General features: G+C 33.1%; 17 protein-coding genes. All 17 read right to left on the bottom strand.

Going from position 1 to position 20,344, the window contains the following annotated elements:
- Positions 1-286: 286 nt before the first annotated feature.
- A complete protein-coding gene (gene aroA, locus Q7C23_RS19245; RefSeq protein WP_375034014.1) occupies positions 287-1,510 on the bottom strand; it encodes a 3-phosphoshikimate 1-carboxyvinyltransferase in 1,224 nt (407 codons plus the stop codon).
- A gap of 134 nt (positions 1,511-1,644) precedes the next feature.
- Entirely contained in the window at positions 1,645-1,971 is a 327-nt protein-coding gene (locus tag Q7C23_RS19240) for a nucleotide pyrophosphohydrolase (RefSeq protein WP_012022600.1), read from the bottom strand.
- 2 nt (positions 1,972-1,973) lie between these two features.
- Positions 1,974-3,965, bottom strand: coding sequence for a DUF3857 domain-containing protein (locus Q7C23_RS19235; RefSeq protein WP_375034013.1), 1,992 nt, complete (start codon positions 3,963-3,965; stop codon positions 1,974-1,976).
- Position 3,966: 1 nt separating this feature from the next.
- Positions 3,967-5,937, bottom strand: coding sequence for a DUF3857 domain-containing protein (locus Q7C23_RS19230; RefSeq protein WP_375034012.1), 1,971 nt, complete (start codon positions 5,935-5,937; stop codon positions 3,967-3,969).
- 4 nt (positions 5,938-5,941) lie between these two features.
- Positions 5,942-7,966, bottom strand: a complete 2,025-nt coding sequence (locus Q7C23_RS19225) for a DUF3857 domain-containing protein (protein WP_375034011.1) — start codon at positions 7,964-7,966, stop codon at positions 5,942-5,944.
- Between the two features lie 7 nt (positions 7,967-7,973).
- A complete protein-coding gene (locus Q7C23_RS19220; protein WP_375034010.1) occupies positions 7,974-9,881 on the bottom strand; it encodes a DUF3857 domain-containing protein in 1,908 nt (635 codons plus the stop codon).
- Between the two features lie 63 nt (positions 9,882-9,944).
- Positions 9,945-10,397 carry a D-aminoacyl-tRNA deacylase gene (dtd, locus tag Q7C23_RS19215; RefSeq protein WP_375034009.1) on the bottom strand — a complete coding sequence of 151 codons (453 nt, stop codon included), beginning with the start codon at positions 10,395-10,397 and terminating at the stop codon, positions 9,945-9,947.
- A gap of 86 nt (positions 10,398-10,483) precedes the next feature.
- Positions 10,484-11,467, bottom strand: coding sequence for a ribosome small subunit-dependent GTPase A (gene rsgA, locus Q7C23_RS19210; protein WP_029270592.1), 984 nt, complete (start codon positions 11,465-11,467; stop codon positions 10,484-10,486).
- A gap of 306 nt (positions 11,468-11,773) precedes the next feature.
- Positions 11,774-12,856: a bifunctional 3-deoxy-7-phosphoheptulonate synthase/chorismate mutase type II gene (locus Q7C23_RS19205; RefSeq protein ID WP_099709674.1), complete on the bottom strand. Its 1,083-nt coding sequence runs from the start codon at positions 12,854-12,856 to the stop codon at positions 11,774-11,776.
- A 12-nt stretch (positions 12,857-12,868) separates the two neighbouring features.
- Positions 12,869-13,729: a prephenate dehydrogenase gene (locus Q7C23_RS19200; RefSeq protein WP_375034008.1), complete on the bottom strand. Its 861-nt coding sequence runs from the start codon at positions 13,727-13,729 to the stop codon at positions 12,869-12,871.
- An 85-nt stretch (positions 13,730-13,814) separates the two neighbouring features.
- Entirely contained in the window at positions 13,815-14,960 is a 1,146-nt protein-coding gene (locus Q7C23_RS19195; RefSeq protein ID WP_375034007.1) for a pyridoxal phosphate-dependent aminotransferase, read from the bottom strand.
- Positions 14,961-15,055: 95 nt separating this feature from the next.
- The gene (locus tag Q7C23_RS19190; protein ID WP_375034006.1) at positions 15,056-15,892 is read right to left on the bottom strand and encodes a prephenate dehydratase; all 837 of its coding nucleotides are present in this window, start codon (positions 15,890-15,892) and stop codon (positions 15,056-15,058) included.
- 421 nt (positions 15,893-16,313) lie between these two features.
- Complete coding sequence (locus tag Q7C23_RS19185) at positions 16,314-16,586, bottom strand: hypothetical protein (RefSeq protein WP_375034005.1); 273 nt, start codon at positions 16,584-16,586, stop codon at positions 16,314-16,316.
- Between the two features lie 3 nt (positions 16,587-16,589).
- Complete coding sequence (locus Q7C23_RS19180) at positions 16,590-16,814, bottom strand: hypothetical protein (protein ID WP_375034004.1); 225 nt, start codon at positions 16,812-16,814, stop codon at positions 16,590-16,592.
- A 205-nt stretch (positions 16,815-17,019) separates the two neighbouring features.
- A complete protein-coding gene (locus Q7C23_RS19175; RefSeq protein WP_375034003.1) occupies positions 17,020-17,229 on the bottom strand; it encodes a hypothetical protein in 210 nt (69 codons plus the stop codon).
- 6 nt (positions 17,230-17,235) lie between these two features.
- Complete coding sequence (locus tag Q7C23_RS19170) at positions 17,236-17,727, bottom strand: hypothetical protein (RefSeq protein WP_375034002.1); 492 nt, start codon at positions 17,725-17,727, stop codon at positions 17,236-17,238.
- Between the two features lie 148 nt (positions 17,728-17,875).
- Entirely contained in the window at positions 17,876-20,272 is a 2,397-nt protein-coding gene (locus Q7C23_RS19165; RefSeq protein WP_375034001.1) for a ribonucleoside-diphosphate reductase subunit alpha, read from the bottom strand.
- Positions 20,273-20,344: the final 72 nt, after the last annotated feature.

Genomic DNA, 20,344 nt, shown 5'->3' with positions numbered 1-20,344 from the left:
CAAATATACGATTGTGAGATAGGCGTTGTCAAGTGTTTTGCTGTTTATTTTCAAAAGTCGTTGATTTAGTGGCGTTTCGGGTTGATAAAAAAACGTTTTTTAAACCATATAAGAAATATAAGCTCATTAAATTTAGTTTTTTTATTGTTTTGAGTTTTTTTGTCATTTCAGAAATGACAAACTTTATGGTATAAAATCAAAAATAGCCCCTGGTTAAAACCAGGGGCTATTCAAATTATGCCCATTTTGTTTAAATGAACTTGTATTTCTTATATGGTTTAAAATTTTACAATTCTGAAATTTGAAAATTTAAGGCTTTTAAATCATTCCAGAAATCCGGGTATGATTTTGAAACTACTCCTGCATCTTCAATGATAATTGGAACTTTAAGTGCTAGTGGCGCAAATGCCATTGCCATACGGTGATCGTTGTATGTTGCAATTTTCACATTATGGTTGATGTTTTCTGAAGCTGTTAAAGTCAATGAATCATTTGTTACAGAAATATTAGCGCCTAATTTTGTAAGCTCAATTCTTAGTGCTTCTAATCGATCTGTTTCTTTAATTTTTAAGGTGTGAAGACCTGTTAAATGACAACCGATTCCCAAACCTAAACAAGTCACAACGATTGTTTGTGCGATATCTGGTGTGTTGTTCAATTCGAAATTTACAGTTTCATATTTAAAATTCTCTTGTTTCACCAAGGTCATTTTGTTGTTCTGAAATGTAGTTTTTACTCCTAATTTCTCATAAAGTGAAACCAACTCAGAATCTCCTTGTAAACTATTTTCTTTATAACTCGTTAAGGTTATCGAAGCCGTATCGGCTAAAGCCACTAAACTGAAAAAGTAAGATGCTGAACTCCAATCTGATTCTACAACCATTTCTTTTGAAGCAACATTTTCCTTCGGATAAACTTTAATTACATTTCCTTCAAAACTGGTTTGAATATCTAAATCATTCAGCAAAGCCAAAGTCATTTTGATATATGGAATAGAAGTAATTTCTCCTTCCAAAGTCAGTTCTAAACCATTTTCTAATTTTGAAGCCACTAATAAAAGTGCTGAAATATACTGGCTACTTACATCTGCTGCCAAAGTTACTTTTGAAGCTGTAACTTTTTTTCCTTTGATTTTTATTGGAGGATAACCTACTTCATTTTCATATGAAATCTCAACACCTAATTGTGCCAAAGCTTCCACTAAAATTTTAATCGGACGTTCCTGCATTCTGCCTGAACCTGTCATTACAACATCTCTGCCTTCATTCACAGCAAAATAAGCGGTTAAAAAACGCATTGCTGTTCCTGCATGGTGAATATCTACAATTTCGTCATTTCCAACCAAAGCTTTTTGCATTACTTCACTGTCATCAGAGTTTGAAGTATTGGTAAGTGTAATATTTGGAAACAATGCTTTTAACAACAATAAACGATTCGTTTCGCTTTTTGATCCTGTTACTGCAATTTGTCCTTGTAAATTATGTTGAGTTGTTTGAAGTAGTAAATTCATTTTTTTAATTGTAAGTTGTAAATTATAAATTATGAATGATTGCAAACATAATTAAGCCCCGCAATTTACCACTCCCCATTCATAATTCAAAATTCAAAACTCATAATTCAAAACTTATGAGTGATATTTCACAATTATTTTAATTTATCGTTGTTTTTATGACGGTCTTTGTCGCGAACAGACTTTAAATCCATTTTTTTATCAAACGCAGCTTGTAAATCTATTCCGGTTTGGTTGGCCAGACATAAAACTACAAAAACAACATCAGCCAATTCTTCGCCTAAATCTTTGTTTTTATCGCTTTCCTTTTCTGATTGTTCACCATATCTGCGTGCAATAATTCGGGCTACTTCACCTACTTCTTCGGTAAGTTGTGCCATATTGGTCAATTCGTTAAAATAGCGAACACCGTGCTCTTTTATCCAGGTATCTACATCAAGTTGGGCATTTTTCAAATCCATCGTTATATTTTTTTAAGAACAATTTTTTCATTTTGACTGGCAAGCATTTTCTGGAAAATATCTTTTAATCCGGCATACTCATCAGCTGCAAAAATACTACTGTTAATCTCTTTTACACAACTAATTTGAATTTTATTCCCTTCGTTGGAAATATTAAAAATATAAACGATCTCTTTATCTTCAGAAGAAATACGGATAGGTTTAGGCATTGATTCGACTATATATCCCTCAGGAATATCTAAATTCAAATTGATTTTCTCCTGTGTTGGATAGCCAAAATAAATTGCCATTTGCCTTTTTTCCTGTGTAAAAGGATTTTTAGATTTGGTAAAAAACAAAAGCGGATTTACAAATATTTTGTCTCCAATAATTTCAGATTGATTATCTGAGCTAAAAGAAAAATTCTCTATAATAGGATTGACGAGATTTGTTTCCTTATTTTGAATTACATAATTTGATATCTTCAAATCTCCTAATTCCGCTTCATATTTTTCAAGATAATTTTCCTGATTTTTATTAGCATTCTGAACCCTGAAACTATAGGCATCATAATCTGTTCTTTGTACTCTAACCTTTCCTTCTACTTTGCCGGAAGCATCTAATTTGGCTATAGTATTTGAAAATTCTTTAGACAATGAAACAGGATATAAATCTGTTTCCTGCGATTTACCATCTTTCTTAATAAGTCTGCCTTTCCAGTTTAAAACATTTAAGGGAAGAATATTGGGTGAAGTAAATTTATGAGTCGCATCCAGCAAAATTTGCTTCCCATCAATTTCAGCGGCTGCAATAACATAATTAAAACCAGTTCTTGTAGGATAAACCGGAACTCCATTTTCTACAGTGCTTACCAGAACCGGATTTACTTCTATCCCTGCCAATTTCAACATATTAATTAGGATAAAATTAATTTCGGCTATGTTCCCGGTTTGGTCCGCATATGCTTTTACAATTCCTTTATCGGTATAATAACCGTTTTCTTCATTCCAGTTCATTTTATTCTGAACGAACTTGAAAATAATATTTAATCTTTCATTAAGAGATTCTACATTGCCTACAAGTGCTTTGACATCTTCTATCAAAAAATCATTTTGACTGAGTTCTTTGCCGAAATCTTTGTCCTTAAAAATTGTTGAAGCTACACCTTCCCATGTCAAAGCATAATCCTTTACAGGCTCATCAGGGTATCGTACCCGTTCAAGTTCGAATTGAATACTTCCTTTATAATTATCAATATTATTTACATAAGGTTCAAATAGTAATGGCGAAATATCTTTTCCTGTGTAAAAAGAATTAATCTGTTGGTACGAAATCGTGTTGGTCTGATTATGTTCATTATCAAAACTTTGGCCTCCTGAGACCAGTTTAGAATCTGATGTTATTGTTGTTTCTCCTGTTAAAATTGTTTTATAGATATAAAACTCAGGAATCTCCGTTTTATATTCAAAATAAACTACCGGAATTTCATATTGAAAATCAAAATCAGGAAGCTTCACAATATTCTCTGATTTCAAAATGTATTTGTACTCAATAATCGACCCGACTTTTACATTTGGTAATGTTATGGTTTTTTCGTTCCAGTATTTATTTACCTTTTTCTTAAAAGTACCTTGATTGTCCATTTTTGTTTTAACAATTACTCCATTTTCTAAATTATAAGTAATTGCTTGTGAAAACTCCAATTGGTCGTCGTTTAACTTTTCGTAGCCAATATAAAACCTTACTTTTTGATCAGCCCAGCGAAGTCCTTCCTTTTTATAAATTTTAATTTTAAATTCATAAACATGATTAGCTGAAAAACCATTCTTTTTATTATAAGTAAAAAAGGTTCTTCCTTTTTTAAACAAAATAGCTGCCGCCGCAGTTGTGTCTTTTCGATTTACTTTTTCTTTTAATTCTTCAACCGTTACTTTTCCTAGTTTATTGTCCTGTGCATTAATTTTAGAAAGGCAACAAAATAAAACAATAACAAATACAATTTTTTGGAATTTCATACTAGATTCTTTTTAGAACTATTTTCTCATTTTGACTCACAATTATATTCTGAAAGAAGTCTTTCAACATGTCGTAATCATCGGTAGCAAAAATATATTTGTTTATTTCCTTCACAACCTGAATATGTACTTTATTTTCTTCAGAAATCATATTCATTGTATAAGAGGCATCTCTATTTTCTGTTACAATTCGCATTGGCTTTGGAAGCGATTCAACAACGAAACCATTCGGAATATCTAAAAAAAAGTTATAAGTTTCCTGACCCGGATACCCAAAATAAATAGGCATATGTCTCTTTTCCTGTTTAAACGGATTAGTGACATCAGTAAAAAAAAGTACTGGTCTTAAAAATATTTTCCCACCAATAATATCATAAGAATTTCTGGCCTTAAAATTAAATTCCTCCTGCACTGGTTTTGATAAATCTCCAATTTTATTCTCGATTTTATAGTCTTCGATTTCAATCTTACCTAAATCATTCTCTAATTTTTCCAAATAAGAATTCTCGTTATTATTTGAATTTATTTCTCTAAATCGAAGTGCCTCATAATCCGTTTTCTTGATGCGTAACCTCCCGTCAATCTCACCCAGATCAGGATTTATACTTGCTGTTATTGTATAATTTTCTTTTGAAGTTATTTTAGGAATCAGGTCAATTTCCTGAGAAGAGCCATCTTCTTTGATAAGTCTCCCTTTCCAGTTTAAAACATTTAATGGCAGAATATTAGGTGTCGTAAACTTACTTGTAGCATCAAGCAAAATTTTCTGACCCTCAATTTCAGCAGCACCAATGATATAATTAAAAACAGTTCGATTTGGAAATACAGGAACGCCATTTTCCACAGTGCTTACTAAAACCGGATTTACTTCGATTCCTGCAGTTTTTAACATCGAAATCAAAATGAAATTTATTTCGGCAATATTTCCTGATTTCTCTTCATAAGCTTTTTTTACGCCTTTATCTACCAAATACCCTTTCTTTCCGGTCCAGTTCATTCTGGATTGAACAAACTGAAAAATCAAACTTAAACGTTCTTTTTTAGAATCTGTCTTCTGTAATATTTCTTTTAAATCAGCTGAATGATAATCCCTTTGTTTAAGTTCTTCTCCAAAATCTTTACTCTTATAAATTGAAGTTGCGACACCTTCCCATGTATTGGTATAATTTACAACTGGTTTATCAGGATATCTTTCTCTTTCCAGTTCGTTTTGAATCGATCCTTTATAATTTTTTATATTATCAACGAATCGTTCTTCATTAAGAGCCGGAATATCTTTTGAAGTATAGAAACTGTTAATCTGTTTGTAACCACTTGCAAATACCTGACTGCTCAGAACTATTTCTGCATTTGTTTCTATTTTTGAAGTTCCAACAAGCAAGGATTTATAAATAAAGAATTCAGGAATCTCTGTTTTATATTCAAAATAATTGACCGGAATATTATATTGAAAATCAAAATCAGGAAGTTTTACTATGTTTTCTGATTTCAAAACATATTTAAATTCTATAACAGAACCCACTTTTACATTTGGCAAAGTAATAGTAGCCTGGTTCCAATATTTGTTTATTTTACTTTTGAAACTCCCCTCACTATTCAGTTTGGTTTTTACAATTTCTCCATTTTCCAGATTGTATGTTGCAGCATTAGAAAAATTGACAGTATCATCATTCAGATTCTCATATCCTACATAATAAGAAACTTCCTGATTCGCCCATTTTAATCCTTCTTTTTTATAAATTTTAATCCTGAATTCATAAACGTTATTAGCGACGATACCCTTACCTTGACTGTAAGTAAAAAAGGTCCTTCCCTTTTTAAACAAAATAGCGGCCGGAGCCGCTGTATCTTTTGCATTCGATTTTTCTTGTAATTCAGCAATTGTAACTTTTCCCAACTCATAATTTTGAGCATTGACTTTTGAAGTCCCCAAAACCAATAAAGCTGATACAACCATTAAACGTAATCTCATTTTTTTATATTCTTTTTAAAACTATTTTCTCTGTTTCTTTTGCAACCATTCCTTTGTAATATTCTTTTAGCATTTCATATTTTTCAGTTGACACGATTGGTTCATTAATTTGATGTGAAACTACCAATTGTAAAGTTCCATCATTTGCAACAATATTAAATTTAAAGGTACCTATATTATCCTCCATTGTAATTACAGCAGGTGTTGGCAATGTTTCAACTACAAAGCCTTCCGGTATTTTAATTGTGATATTATATTTATCAGTAAATGGGAATCCAAAATCCACTGGATATTCTCTTACTTCCTGTTTAAATGGATTTTCTTTATTCGTAAGAAACAGCATCGGATTTACATAAATTTTTCCGCCAATCATTTCGCACAAATTATTTCCAGTAAACGTATAAGTCTCGATCATTGGCAATAAAATATCTTTCTCATTCTTCCGTGCATATTCACTAACTTCAATTTTATTATTCTCATTTTCTAGTTTCTCCAAATATTCTTCCTCTACAACCCCATCCATATTATCTCTTGTAATCAAGGCATTGTAATCTGTACATTGTCTTCTTGTTTTACCTGTAACTTTACCCTCAGCATCAATACTATAATTCATAAAAATCATATCATTTGATGATTTCTTAGGCATTAAATCTACTTCTTCAGAAGTTCCGTCTTTACGAATCAATCTTCCATACCAATTTAAAGTTCTAAAAGGTAAAACATTTGGAACCGAGTATTTATCAGAAGCATCTAATAAAACATTTCCTTCTGGTGTTTCGACTTGAGCAATTACATAATTAAAAGCAGTTCTGTTAGGAAATAATGCAATTCCGTTAGAGCGCGTACTTACTAAAACTGGGTTCGCTGTTAAGCCAGCGTAACGCAACATAGCAGTCAACATTAAATTGATATCGCCAATATTTCCTGTTTTTTCTTTATAAGCCTTTTTGACTCCAAGATCGCAATCATAACCTGTATATTTATTCCACTTTATATTCGATTTTACATGATTTAATATCGCTAATATTTTTTCATCAGGCGTGTTTTTTCCTGCTAATACTGTTTTTAGATCTTCTTCGAAGTAACCCGTTTTATTTAATTCCGGGCCAAAAGAATCATAATCGTAGATAGTTTTTGCAACTGAACTCCAATCTGTAGAATAAGACTTAATTGTTTCATTTGGAAATTTCACCATAGCCAATTCATATTGAATACTGGCAGTATAATTATCAATATTATTGACAAAAGCCTCGTCTTTTATCGCCGGAAAATTCTCTGCGATATGAGTCGTTTTTGTCTCCATATAATCTATTTTATCCGTAGAAAATTCTGTCTTTGTAGTTCCTCCGCCAAAACCTCCTGAAGAAACTCTTTCTTTAGAAGTTAAGACGATCGATTTACTGTTTTTTTCAACAGTTACTTTAGGAAAAACATAGCCCTTTTGTTGAGAGTTAAAAGTATAATACTCCGGAATGTATGTTGTAAATTCAGAATAGTTGACAGGAATACTGGTTTGAAAATTCCATTCTCTGATCATTCTGGCGGCACTTCTAATCGTATACTTAAATTCTATCACCGAGCCTTCTTTAACATTAGGCATTGTTATTTTTTTCTGTCCTCTGAATTTATTAAGAACTTCATCAAACATGCCTTCACTTTTTAATTTAGTTTTCTCAATTTTACCATTAACTAGATTATAAGTAATAGCATCATTAAAAGACACTTTCTCAGACAAGTTAGTATTATTATAATACCAAACTTCGTGGGTCGCCCAATCGTACCCTTCTTTTTTATAGATTTTAATTCTTGTTTCGACATCCGTAATTGTAACAAAACCGTCATTCTGATTGTATTCAATTCTCGAACTTCCTTTTTTATACAAAATAGCAGCTGACGCCGATGAATCTTTTGGATGTACTTTTTGCTCTAATTCAGCTATGGATACTTTTCCTAATTTAAATTCTTGGGCAGTAGTTCTCGAAAAAAAGAACAAAACAGTTAATAGACTAAATAATTTAATACATTTCATTTTGTGGCTAATTCTTGGTTAGTATAATTTTTGCGTTATCATTTCTTGCAATTTGCTCCATAAAAAGTCGGTATTCGTCATATTCTTTATTTGAATAATTACCTTTATTTACAAACATTGAGCGTTTGTAAAGCAGTTTGTTGTTTCCTTTTTTGATGATTTCTGTCTTATACTCTCCAAATTTTCCTTTTAATTCATAGTTTGAAGGAATAAACTCGATAGTAAAACCAGCTGGTAAATTAATTTCTATTTCATCTGTGTCTAAATAACCACGCTGAACCTGAAATGGATTCTTTCTATTTCTGATTCGCTTAACATTTCCTGTGTTTTGATTAAAAGCATCAATTGCAAAAATCATTTTATTTGCTGATATCGATGCGTAACTTGTAGCACTAACCTGAAGATCTTCTGTAAAACGAATATTCTCCTTATCGTTTGTAAAAGCTATTTTTCCGAGTTTCAAATTATTGATATTATCCCAGTATTTTTTATAATGCGATTCTTTTTCTGTTGGCTGAAAACTCTCCAGTCTTTGCTTTAAACTATATTTTGAGCCTTCTGAAAGTATCGAAACTGAACCCGAAAAATTCCCGCTTTCATCAATCGTAAAAATTCCTTTGTCAATTTGCCTATTACCTTTGTCTTCATAAATTTTAGTTCTGACAATTACTCCGCCCGCCGGCTTAACTACCAAAACATCACGATCGTCTGTAAAAGTTCCCTGATATCCAAAAGGATCATCCTGACTCGTACATTCCAGAAAAGTATAGTTATCTCCATTCGGGATTGCCAATATCATATGATTCCCCTGCATGGAGACAAAATCAGACTGGATATCAGACTTATAAGTATCACCATATAAAATCGTATTATAGGAAGGAACATCGACAGCTTGTAAAAGTGCCTTAGTATAATTTGATAAAGCCTTACAATCTCCGTAACCTAAACGATCTACATCCGTTGCCAGCATCGGCTTCCACCCTCCAATTCCAACAGCAATATTTACATACCTTGATTTTTTCTGAACGTAGTCATAAATGATTTTTGCTTTTTTTATCGGATCTTTTTCATCTCCTACTAATGCTTTTATTTTCGCTTTAGTTTCTTCTGATAAATCGGTGGTTCCTGTTAGAATTTTGTCACTGTACCATCTCCCAAAAGCTTCCCAGGTTTTAGCAGTTCCGTCAACACCTTCTAAATGAAAATTCTCTAAACCCATCATAATTCTGGGAAAAAGATCCCTGCCAGACGGACTTAAACTTTCCGATTTCTGAGCTAATATATTAGTCGCAACATAACTTAATTGCGTATCAGTATCTAAGGTTTTCTTGATTGCATAACCCGAAAAATGGAATTCTTTCTTTTTGAATCCGAGGTTATTAGGAAAAGTAACATTCAAGACAGATTTCTCAATACTTACAGCATAACCTCCCAAGAAATACCATTGAGGTAAAAAAGCTGTATTTGAACTTTCAATCTCGCTATTGTAAACCACAGTAAAAGGATAAGAAACCGGAGTATATTCTAAAAAAATTACACGATTGTCCGAAAAAAGAGTACTTCCGCTGACAGCACTCTGGTCTTTAAAATCTTTTCTTTTAACTTTCTTGATTTCATTGCCAAAAGCATCATAAACAATTGCTTCAATACTTTTTACTGAAGTTGATTTATCATACCCCTGATAAGCATCGATATCACTTAACCCCGTTCCGTTAAAAACCGTTACCACTCTTTGTATTTTAATATTCATGCTGCGTTGCGAAGTAATGACAATATCCATTTTGTCTAAACGTACAACAGCGTCTGCATTTGCCTTAAGACTATCTGAAATAGTTAATAAAGAATAATCGCTCTTTTGAGCAGAAGAAATAAGCGTAAACAATAAAAAAAACAACGCAAAAAAAGGGCTTTTCATTAGTAAGTAATTTCTTCAAATATATATTATTTTTAGAAATCCTTAACATTTGTTTAGTATTTTTTATTCCCTGTTTTTGCTGTCCATTATAATTGTAACAGGCCCATCATTTAACAGGCTGACTTTCATATCAGCACCAAAAATTCCGGTCTGTATTTTTTTATTAAAGTCTTTTTCCAGGGATTTTACGAAGGTCTCATACATCGGAATAGCAAACTCTGGTTTTGAAGCTTTTATGTACGAAGGTCGATTGCCTTTTTTTGTAGAAGCATGAAGTGTAAATTGGCTTACTACAATAATATCGCCATCAATGTCCTGAACCGAGCAGTTCATGACGTCATTTTCATCACCAAAAATTCTCATTTTAATGATTTTTCCAACCAGCCAATCAATGTCTTCCTGAGTGTCCGTATCTTCAATACCAACTAATACTAATAATCCTTTTTGAATATCGGCAGTTTTATTTCCTTCTACAGTTACTGACGCTTGGGAAACTCTTTGAAGAACAACTCTCATATATTTAGTCTTAAAGTTGGAAAGTCATAAAGTTGAAAGTCCGGAATGTACATTATGACTTTTAGACTTTTGACTTTCGACTGTTTTTATTTCTGGTTTCTGGTTTCATCGCTAATTTTACGATCCTCATCATAAGTGTCTGTACGATAATTTTCTTCATCGCCTTCGAGGATTTTCAAATAACTATTATAACGGGACCAGGCGATCTCGTCTCTTTCTAATGCGGCTTTAATAGCACAATGCGGCTCTTCTTTATGCAAACAGTTATTAAACTTACATTGATCTTTTAATTTGAAAAATTCAGGAAAATAACCGCTAATTTCTTCTTTCTCCATATCTACAATTCCAAAACCTTTAATTCCGGGTGTATCAATAATTTTGGCATTAAAGGACAAATCGTACATTTCAGCAAAAGTCGTGGTGTGCTGACCTTGTTTACTGGCTTCAGAAATGGTTTTGGTCTTAAGATGTAAAGAAGGTTCCATTGCATTTACCAAAGTCGATTTTCCAACACCCGAATGTCCCGAGAACATACTTACTTTACCAATCATCATTTCCTTCAACTCATCAACTCCTTTCATTTCAGTCGAGGAAACACGAAGACATTTGTAACCAATTTGCTGATACACATATTGCATATACAATTGATCTTCCAAAGTTGGTTCATCAAAAGTATCTATCTTATTAAAAACCAAAATAGTCTCAATATTGTAAGCTTCGGCAGTTACCAGAAAACGATCTATAAAATTGAAAGTTGTTGGCGGATTATTAATCGTGATCAATAAAAAAACACGATCAATATTCGACGCAATAATATGCATTTGATGCGAAAGGTTAACCGATTTACGAACGATGTAATTCTTTCTTTCGTGAATATTAAAAATCGTTCCGGTTACTGCATCTGAAGTTTCTTCCAATTCATAATCGACAATATCGCCTACAGCAATAGGATTAGTACTTTTAATACCTTTCATCCTAAACTTCCCTTTCATACGGCATTCTATAAAATCGCCTTGTTCCGATTTTACGGTGTACCAACTTCCTGTAGATTTATATACGAGTCCTGTCATTCTTTAATTTTAGATTTCAGATTTTAGATTTCAGATTGAAATTAAATCTTTGCAAAGATAAATGAATAATTTTAAAGATTGTCCTCGGTTTCATCCGTAGGGATAAAGATTATGATTATTGATTACGTCCCCACGGTTGAAACCGTGGGCTATATATTATAAAACAAAAATCCCCACTCTTCTTTCGAAGAAATGGAGATTTTAAAAAAACAATCTATTTTTAAATCTATGATATAAGAAAACCAAATAACAAAATTCAGACAAAACCAAATTTAACTTATATCACTTATATGTTTTTAGAGAAAATTATGCGTTGAAAATTTTCTCCTGGTGACCAATACTTTCCTGGTGGATTGCTTTGAACATTCTCAAAACAAATTCTTCAGTAAGACCTTTTTTCTCCCCCTCTAAAATCATTTTTCCTAAGATTTCATTCCAACGGTTGTTTTGAAGAATCGCTACGTTTGCATCTTTTTTCACCTGACCAATTTCGTCAGCAACTTTCATACGTTTTCCTAATAACTCTAATAAGTTAGCATCAAGTACGTCGATATTAGCTCTTAGTTTAGTCATTTTTTGGCTGTACTCATCTGTAGTATCATCTGTTTTTCTGATAGTCAAATCTTTAATGATTTGTTTCAAAGCATCAGGAGTCACTTGTTGAGCAGCATCAGACCAAGCGTTGTCCGGATCGTAGTGCGTTTCGATAATCATACCATCGTAATTCAAATCTAAAGCCTCTTGCGTTACTTCAAAAATCATTTTACGATCTCCAGTAATGTGAGATGGATCGATGATTAATGGTAAATCAGGGAATTTATTTTGTAATTCGATAGCAATTTGCCATTCTGGAATGTTTCTGTATTTTGTTTTTTCGTACGTAGAGAAACCTCTGTGAATAACTCCTAATTTCTCAATTCCAGCCATGTGTAAACGCTCAACACCACCTAACCATAAAGCTAAATCCGGGTTTACTGGGTTTTTAACCAAAACGATTTTATCAGTTCCTTTCAATGTATCAGCAATTTCCTGAACTGCGAAAGGGTTTGCAGTTGTACGGGCACCAACCCATAAAACATCGATATCATGTTCTAAAGCTAATTTACAGTGAGCTGCAGTCGCAACTTCAGTTCCCATCAATAAACCAGTTTCTTTTTTAGCTTTTTGTAACCATTTCAATCCAATTTCTCCAACACCTTCAAATCCTCCCGGACGCGTTCTTGGTTTCCAGATTCCAGCTCTGAATACACTAACTTTTGAATCTTTTAATTCATGAGCAATCTTTAATACTTGATCTTCCGTTTCTGCACTACAAGGTCCAGCTATCACAAGTGGGTGATTTAAATTGAAATCTTCTAACCACTTTCTCATTTCTTTTTTATTTTCCATCTTAATTCTAATTTACTTTTTAGTTGTTGTTAATCCGTTTAGTATCTCTTTTATTTTATTTGTGCTTTCCATTTCTTCAAAAATGGCGTTGTAATTATCTTCTTTTAGCAAATCTCTAAACCGACTGAGATTTGAAATATATTCTTCTAATGTTTCAATGACGTGCTCCTTGTTCTGCTTAAAAATCGGTGTCCACATTGCCGGAGAACTTTTTGCTAAACGAACTGTACTTTCAAAACCACTTCCCGCCATGTCAAAAATATCCTGTTCGTCTTTTTCTTTGTTCATTACCGTTTTTCCGAGCATAAACGAACTAATGTGCGACAAATGCGAAACGTAAGCAATATGTTTATCGTGCGAAGTCGGATCCATATATCGAATCCTCATTCCAATTTCGCTGAAAAGCTGTAATGCCTTTTCCTGCAATTTAAAAGTGGTTTTTTCCACTTCACAAATGATGTTTGTTTTTCCTTTAAACAAACCTCTTATCGCCGCCGAAGGTCCAGAAAACTCTGTTCCTGCAATTGGATGCGTTGCGATAAAATTTCTTCTTTTTGGATGATTGGCAACTGCATCACAAATTGGCTTTTTAGTCGATCCTACTTCAAAAACAATTGTTTTATCACCAACCAAATCCAATACTTTTGGCAAAACAACCAGCGCCACATCAACCGGAACCGAAACAATTACGAAGTCAGCCTCAGCCAAACCTTCAAAACTTCCCGCCTGATCGATAACACCCAAGTCAATTGCTTCCTGCAAATGTTTCTCGTTATTATCTATTCCTAAAATAGTAGCACCAGGATGTTGATCCTTGATGTCCAGCACCATCGAACCTCCTATTAACCCTATTCCTATTACGTATACTTTCATAATTCTTTTTTGTTTCTTAACCGCAAAGTCCGCAAGGCCTTACGCAAAGTTCGCAATCTAAAGTCTAAAATCTTGTTTCTTGTTTCTAAAACCGATCTATCGCCTCTTGTACTTTTTCTTCTTTCACACACAACGAGAATCTGATATATCCTTCTCCATTGCTTCCGAAAATTGTTCCCGGTGTGATGAAAATATGTTTCTCGTATAATATCTCGTCAATGAACTTTTCTGCTGATTTGATTCCTTCCGGCAATTTCGCCCAGACAAAAAGCCCAACTCCTTCTTTATAAACTTCACAGCCTAATTTTTCTGCTAGTTTTTCTGTTAATTCTCTTCGGCGTATGTAAATTTTGTTTTGATCTTCGAACCATGATTTATCACAATTTAAAGCAGCAACTGCACCTTTCTGAATTCCGTAATACATTCCGCTGTCCATGTTGCTTTTTACTTTTAGAACCGCATCGATAATTTCAGGATTTCCTAAAACCATTCCAACTCTCCAGCCCGCCATGTTGAACGTTTTGCTTAAGGAGTTTAATTCTAAAGCCACTTCTTTAGCACCTTCAACCTGCAATAAACTTATTGGGTTATCATTCAAAACAAAACTATACGGATTATCATTGACCAATAATATGTTGTGTTTTTTAGCAAAAGCAACCAATTTTTCAAATAACGCTAAACTTCCTCTTGCTCCTGTTGGCATGTGCGGATAACCCAGCCACATGATTTTTACTTTCGAAAGATCTAGTTTTTCTAAAGCTTCGAAATCCGGTTCCCATGCATTCGCTTCTTTCAGATCATAATAAACCGGAACCGCTCCTACCAAATTGGTTACCGAAGTATAAGTCGGATAGCCTGGATTCGGAATTAAAACGTGATCGCCTTCATTTAAAAAAGCTAACGAAATGTGCATAATTCCTTCTTTTGAACCCATCAAAGGCAAAATCTCATTATTCGGATTTAATTCAACACCAAATTGATTCTGATAAAAATCTGCCATCCCTTTTCTCAATTCCGGTAATCCCTGATAGCTCTGATAACCATGCCCGTTTTCATCTTGAATTGCCGCGGCAACCGCTTCAATTACTGCTTTCGACGGACTCAAATCAGGACTTCCGATTCCCATATTGATGATAGATTTTCCTTCAGACATTAGTTGACGCACTTCTCTCAATTTTGATGAGAAGTAGTATTCTTCAACTGTATCTAATCTTTTTGCTGTTGTAATCATTTCTTTTTTTGCTTTAGGCTTTAAGCTGTAAGCTTTAGGCTTTTTTATTCTTTCTTTTGACTTTTTATATTGCTTTAGGCTTTCTTCTTTAACTTCTAACCTATATAAGGCTTTGTATTTTTATATTCTCCTAACACTTTAAAATATTCTGCCATAATGTTTAGTAACGTTTTAGCTTTTGCAAAATCTTCGTATTTCTCAAATGTTACATCCACGAAAAACGAATATTTCCAGGGTGTTTCAATTTTTGGAAGCGACTGAATTTTTGTTAAATTCAGTTTGCAGTCGCTCATTACATTCAAAACTGCTGCTAAACTTCCTCTTTTGTGATCTAATTCAAATTTGATTGAAGCTCTGTTGATTTCGCTTTCCGGTAAAAATGAATTCTGTTTTTTTATAATTACAAAACGAGTCATATTGTTTTTGATCGTTTGAATTTCCGGAGCGATGATTTCTAAATCATACATTTCAGAAGCCGTTTTGCTTGCAATTGCTGCGATTCCGGTTAACTTTTTTTCCTGAATTCTTCTGGCCGTTTCAGCTGTATCTTTATCTTCAACCAATTTGATGTTTGGATACTGTTTTAAGAAATCCATACATTGCAAAATGGCCATTGGGTGTGAATGAACTTCTTTTATATCTTCAATTTTCTGACCTTTTAAAGCCATTAAATTTTGGTGAATGCTTAAATAATGCTCTCCAATAATGTGTAAATTATTCTTATCAATCAATGCATAATTCGGAATAATTGGACCTGCAATCGAATTTTCAATCGCCATAACCGCCTGATCCGATTTTCCTGAAAGAAGGCTGTCGATTAATTCTTCAAAAGACAAACACTCATCAATAGCCACATTTTCAGAGAAATACTCATTCACTACCTGATGATGGAAGGAACCTTTTATACCTTGTATTGCAATTTTAGTTGTCATATATTCAAAAAAAAATCCTGATTTTCATCAGGATTGTATATTAGTTTTATTTGTCTTTTATATTTCTCAAATAACCATAGCACAATCCTCACTTCTACTAAAGAAGAAATAAAAAGAGTTGCTAAAATAAAAACGGTTAGATGCCATTTTGTTTGTGTTATTATTTAAATTCTCTGCGAATGTATAAATTATTTTTAGCGCACCAAAAAAAATAATGTATTTTATGAAACAAAAAAGGATTTCTTAACAAAATCTACCGGTTTTGTAGGATAATTTAATAAATCGATCTTAAAATGCGATTTATACAATTGGGTTTGAGGAAGGTTCTGATATTCTGAGATGCTAAGGCGCTAAGATTTCCTTTGAATTGCCTCCTGCTTTAGCAGGAGGCAATTCAAAACAATCAAATAAATAGCATTCATTATTCAAGAATTAGAAATTCATCGAGAAACTCTTTTTCTTGATTTACATATAAAAAGTAATTTCCAATTTTATTTTGCTCAATTACCGAACGAAGCTCTAATTTTATTTCAAGACAAGGAGTTACAATAAACTCATGATCGACCACTATAGCAATAGATTTTCGAGAAATTAAACATTCTTCCCGATACTCTTCATCAACGTTGTTATAATATTCAATAGCAAGGTTATAAAATACATCTTTGTCTTTAATGATATTAATATCTAAATCCATATGTTATTCTATAATTTTACAATTTACGCCAATTCTTTCAGCTTGTTTTAAGAACTCTTTAGCTATTTCTATATCTTCAATTTCCAAAATTACAATGCGATCATCCAAAAGTAAATCAGTATTTGTTTTAGAATCGAGTAATGAAATCCCAAGTTTTTCATGTTGTAATTTAGTAAGAGATACTTTCTGCAGTCCTTCCCTCCAACTTTCTAATACTACTTTTGTCATAAATACCTTTTATTGCTTCAAATACACTATTTCAATTTTTTACTTTTCTCCAACAAGATTTTGATCGCTCAATATCATGAAATAAAAAAGTCATTTTTCTTATCATCAATCATAATAAATTTTGCTGGTGGTCTATTTTCATTATCGTAAAGCTTTAAAGTATCAACAGAAATTTTCCATATACCATATTCATCATTAGAACTCCTTAAGACATTTTTTCTAGCCATTTTTTTTGCGAATTATACTTTTGTTCTAATATTCTATAGGTATTATCATCTCTTAAATATAAAATGCTTACTACGTAAGCATAGCCAATTGTTGGATAAGAATCAGCAGTAATTCTATATATAATATCTTTCTTCTGGGCATTAATAGAACTAACTGTCAAAAATAAAACTAATATAATCTTCTTCATTCGAAACTATCTTTTAACTGCATTAAAATTCTCTTGATTTATAAGCTTTTTATCCAGCATAAGTTTCAACCAATCCTCAGCTTGTTTTTTAGAAGATTTATCCATTTTACTGATATCAATTTTTGAAAAATCTTGATAATCTTCGTGAACGGCATATTTCTCACACAGAGCTTTGAAATAATCAAAATAACATCTTTCGTAATTGTATTTCACAGCCATGATTTTAGCATAAAACATAGTACTATCAGTTCTTATTTCGAAAGGAGATTCCATAAAGCTATAGAAAAGCTCATCATAAGAATCCCGATCACCTCTATTTTTAATTCTATGAATTAATGTATCATAAGGTGTAGTCATAGTGTTCATCGTTATCACATCATCCTGAGTAACCTCATACAATTTATTATCTTTCTTTACTTCTTCTTCTTTTTGCTCTATCTTTTCCTTACATGAAATAAAAATCAGTAGTAACAATATAAATGCATATTTGCTTTTCATAAAATTTCTATTTAGTTAATTTCTAGTGCCGATTGTAGTGGAAATAGTTCCTAAAAAACAAAAGCAGCTACCATTACGATAACTGCTTTCTATTATTTAAAGATATAAATCTTTTCTCTTTACTCTATTATCTTTCTTCTAAAAAAAATTAAGACCCACACATTTCACAATCCTCAGGACCTGCGGCTTGAGCTTTAAGCAACATCGCTTTATATTCCTCAATATTGATCTCTTCTGTCTCTGCTGCTGCTAAGGCTGGTGCTGTTTCTTCTTTTTTATCATTGTTTAATGTGAATTTAATCGCATCAACCGCTGATTTCGTTCTCAAGTAATACATTCCTGTTTTTAAACCAGACTGCCAAGCATAGAAATGCATTGACGTAAGTTTAGAATAGTTTGCATCTTGCATGAACAAGTTCAGTGATTGTGATTGGTCAATGAAATAACCTCTTTGACGAGACATATCAATAATATCTTTCATCGACATTTCCCAAACTGTTTTGTATAGTTCTTTTAAATCTGCTGGAATCACATCAATATTTTGAACTGATCCGTTGTGACGCATAATTTCTTGTTTCAAAGTTTCATTCCATAAACCTCTTTCTACTAGATCATGAAGCAAATGTTTGTTTACTACAATGAATTCTCCAGACAATACACGACGTGTGTAAATGTTTGATGTATATGGTTCAAATGCTTCGTTGTTTCCAAGAATTTGCGAAGTCGAAGCAGTAGGCATCGGCGCAACTAACAATGAGTTACGAACACCATGTTCTACAACTTCTTTTCTTAATGAAGCCCAGTCCCAACGGCCTGATAATTCTTCATCTTTCATTCCCCACATATTGTATTGAAATTCTCCTTTAGACATTGGAGAACCTTCAAATGTAGAATATGGTCCTTCTTCTTTCGCCATTTCCATAGAAGCGGTTACAGCTGCGAAGTATAAAGTTTCGAAAATTTCCTGGTTTAATGCTTTAGCCTCATCACTTGTAAATGGCATACGCAACATGATGAAAGCATCTGCTAAACCTTGTACTCCCAATCCAACCGGACGGTGACGCAAGTTAGAGTTTTCTGCCTCTTTAACCGGGTAATAATTTCTGTCGATTACTTTGTTCAAATTACGAGTTACACGTTTTGTAACATTGTAAAGTGCCTGGTGATCAAATTTTCCGTTTTCAATGAACATTGGCAACGAAATAGAAGCTAAGTTACAAACTGCAATTTCATCTTTAGAGGTGAACTCCATAATCTCTGTACACAAGTTAGAAGAACGAATTGTTCCTAAATTCTTGTGGTTTGATTTACGGTTTGCTGCATCTTTATACAACATGTATGGTGTTCCTGTTTCGATTTGTGATTCAAGGATTTTCTCCCATAATTCACGTGCACGAATCGTTTTTCTTCCTTTTCCTCTAAATTCATAATCCAAATACATGGCTTCGAATTCTTCTCCGTAAACATCATATAATCCTGGACATTCGTTCGGACACATTAATGTCCATGTTGTATCTTCCTGTACACGTTTCATGAATAAATCTGAAGTCCACATCGCGAAGAATAAATCTCTTGCACGCATTTCTTCTTTTCCTGTATTTTTCTTCAAATCCAAAAATTCAAAGATATCAGCATGCCATGTTTCGATGTAAATCGCAAAACTTCCTTTACGTTTTCCACCACCCTGATCTACGTAACGAGCCGTATCGTTGAAAACTCTCAACATCGGAACAATTCCGTTTGAAGTTCCGTTTGTACCACGAATATAAGATCCTGTCGCACGAACGTTATGAATAGAAAGACCAATTCCTCCCGCTGACTGCGAGATCTTAGCTGTTTGTTTTAAAGTATCGTAAATTCCATCAATACTATCATCCTGCATTGCCAAAAGGAAACAAGAAGACATTTGCGGTTTTGGAGTTCCGGCATTGAACAACGTTGGCGTTGCATGCGTGAAGAACTTTTTAGACATTAAATCGTACGTTTCAATAACCGATTTTAAATCGTCTAAGTGAATACCAACCGAAACACGCATCAACATATGTTGTGGTCTTTCTACGATTTTTCCGTTTATTTTAAGCAAATACGAACGCTCTAAAGTTTTGAAACCAAAGTAATCGTAATTGAAATCTCTTGTATAAATAATATGAGAATCTAAAAATGCAGCATTTTCCTGGATCACATTAAATACTTCATCCGAAAGTAATGGCGCTTCTTGTCCATTTCTTGGATTTACGTAGTGATACATATCTTTCATCGTTTCTGAGAAAGATTTTTTAGTATTTGAATGTAGGTTTGAAATTGCCACACGTGCTGCTAATTGAGCATAATCAGGATGCGCAATAGTCATAGAAGCCGCCGTTTCTGCCGCAAGATTATCCAGTTCAGAAGTAGAAACCCCATCATACAATCCCTCGATAACTCTCATCGCTACCTTAACAGGATCTACAAGCTCATTTAAGCCGTAACACAATTTTTTGATTCTTTCTGTAATCTTATCGAACATTACGGGCTCTCTGTGGCCATCTCTTTTTACTACATACATAAGCTTACTATTTATTAGTTATTGAAAAAATGAAAGACACTAGAAAACGAATTCCAGCCCTTAAACATTGCG

The organism is Flavobacterium sp. LAR06, assembly GCF_041946075.1.
Taxonomy (GTDB): domain Bacteria; phylum Bacteroidota; class Bacteroidia; order Flavobacteriales; family Flavobacteriaceae; genus Flavobacterium.
This window is presented reverse-complemented; position numbering and strand designations above follow the sequence as displayed.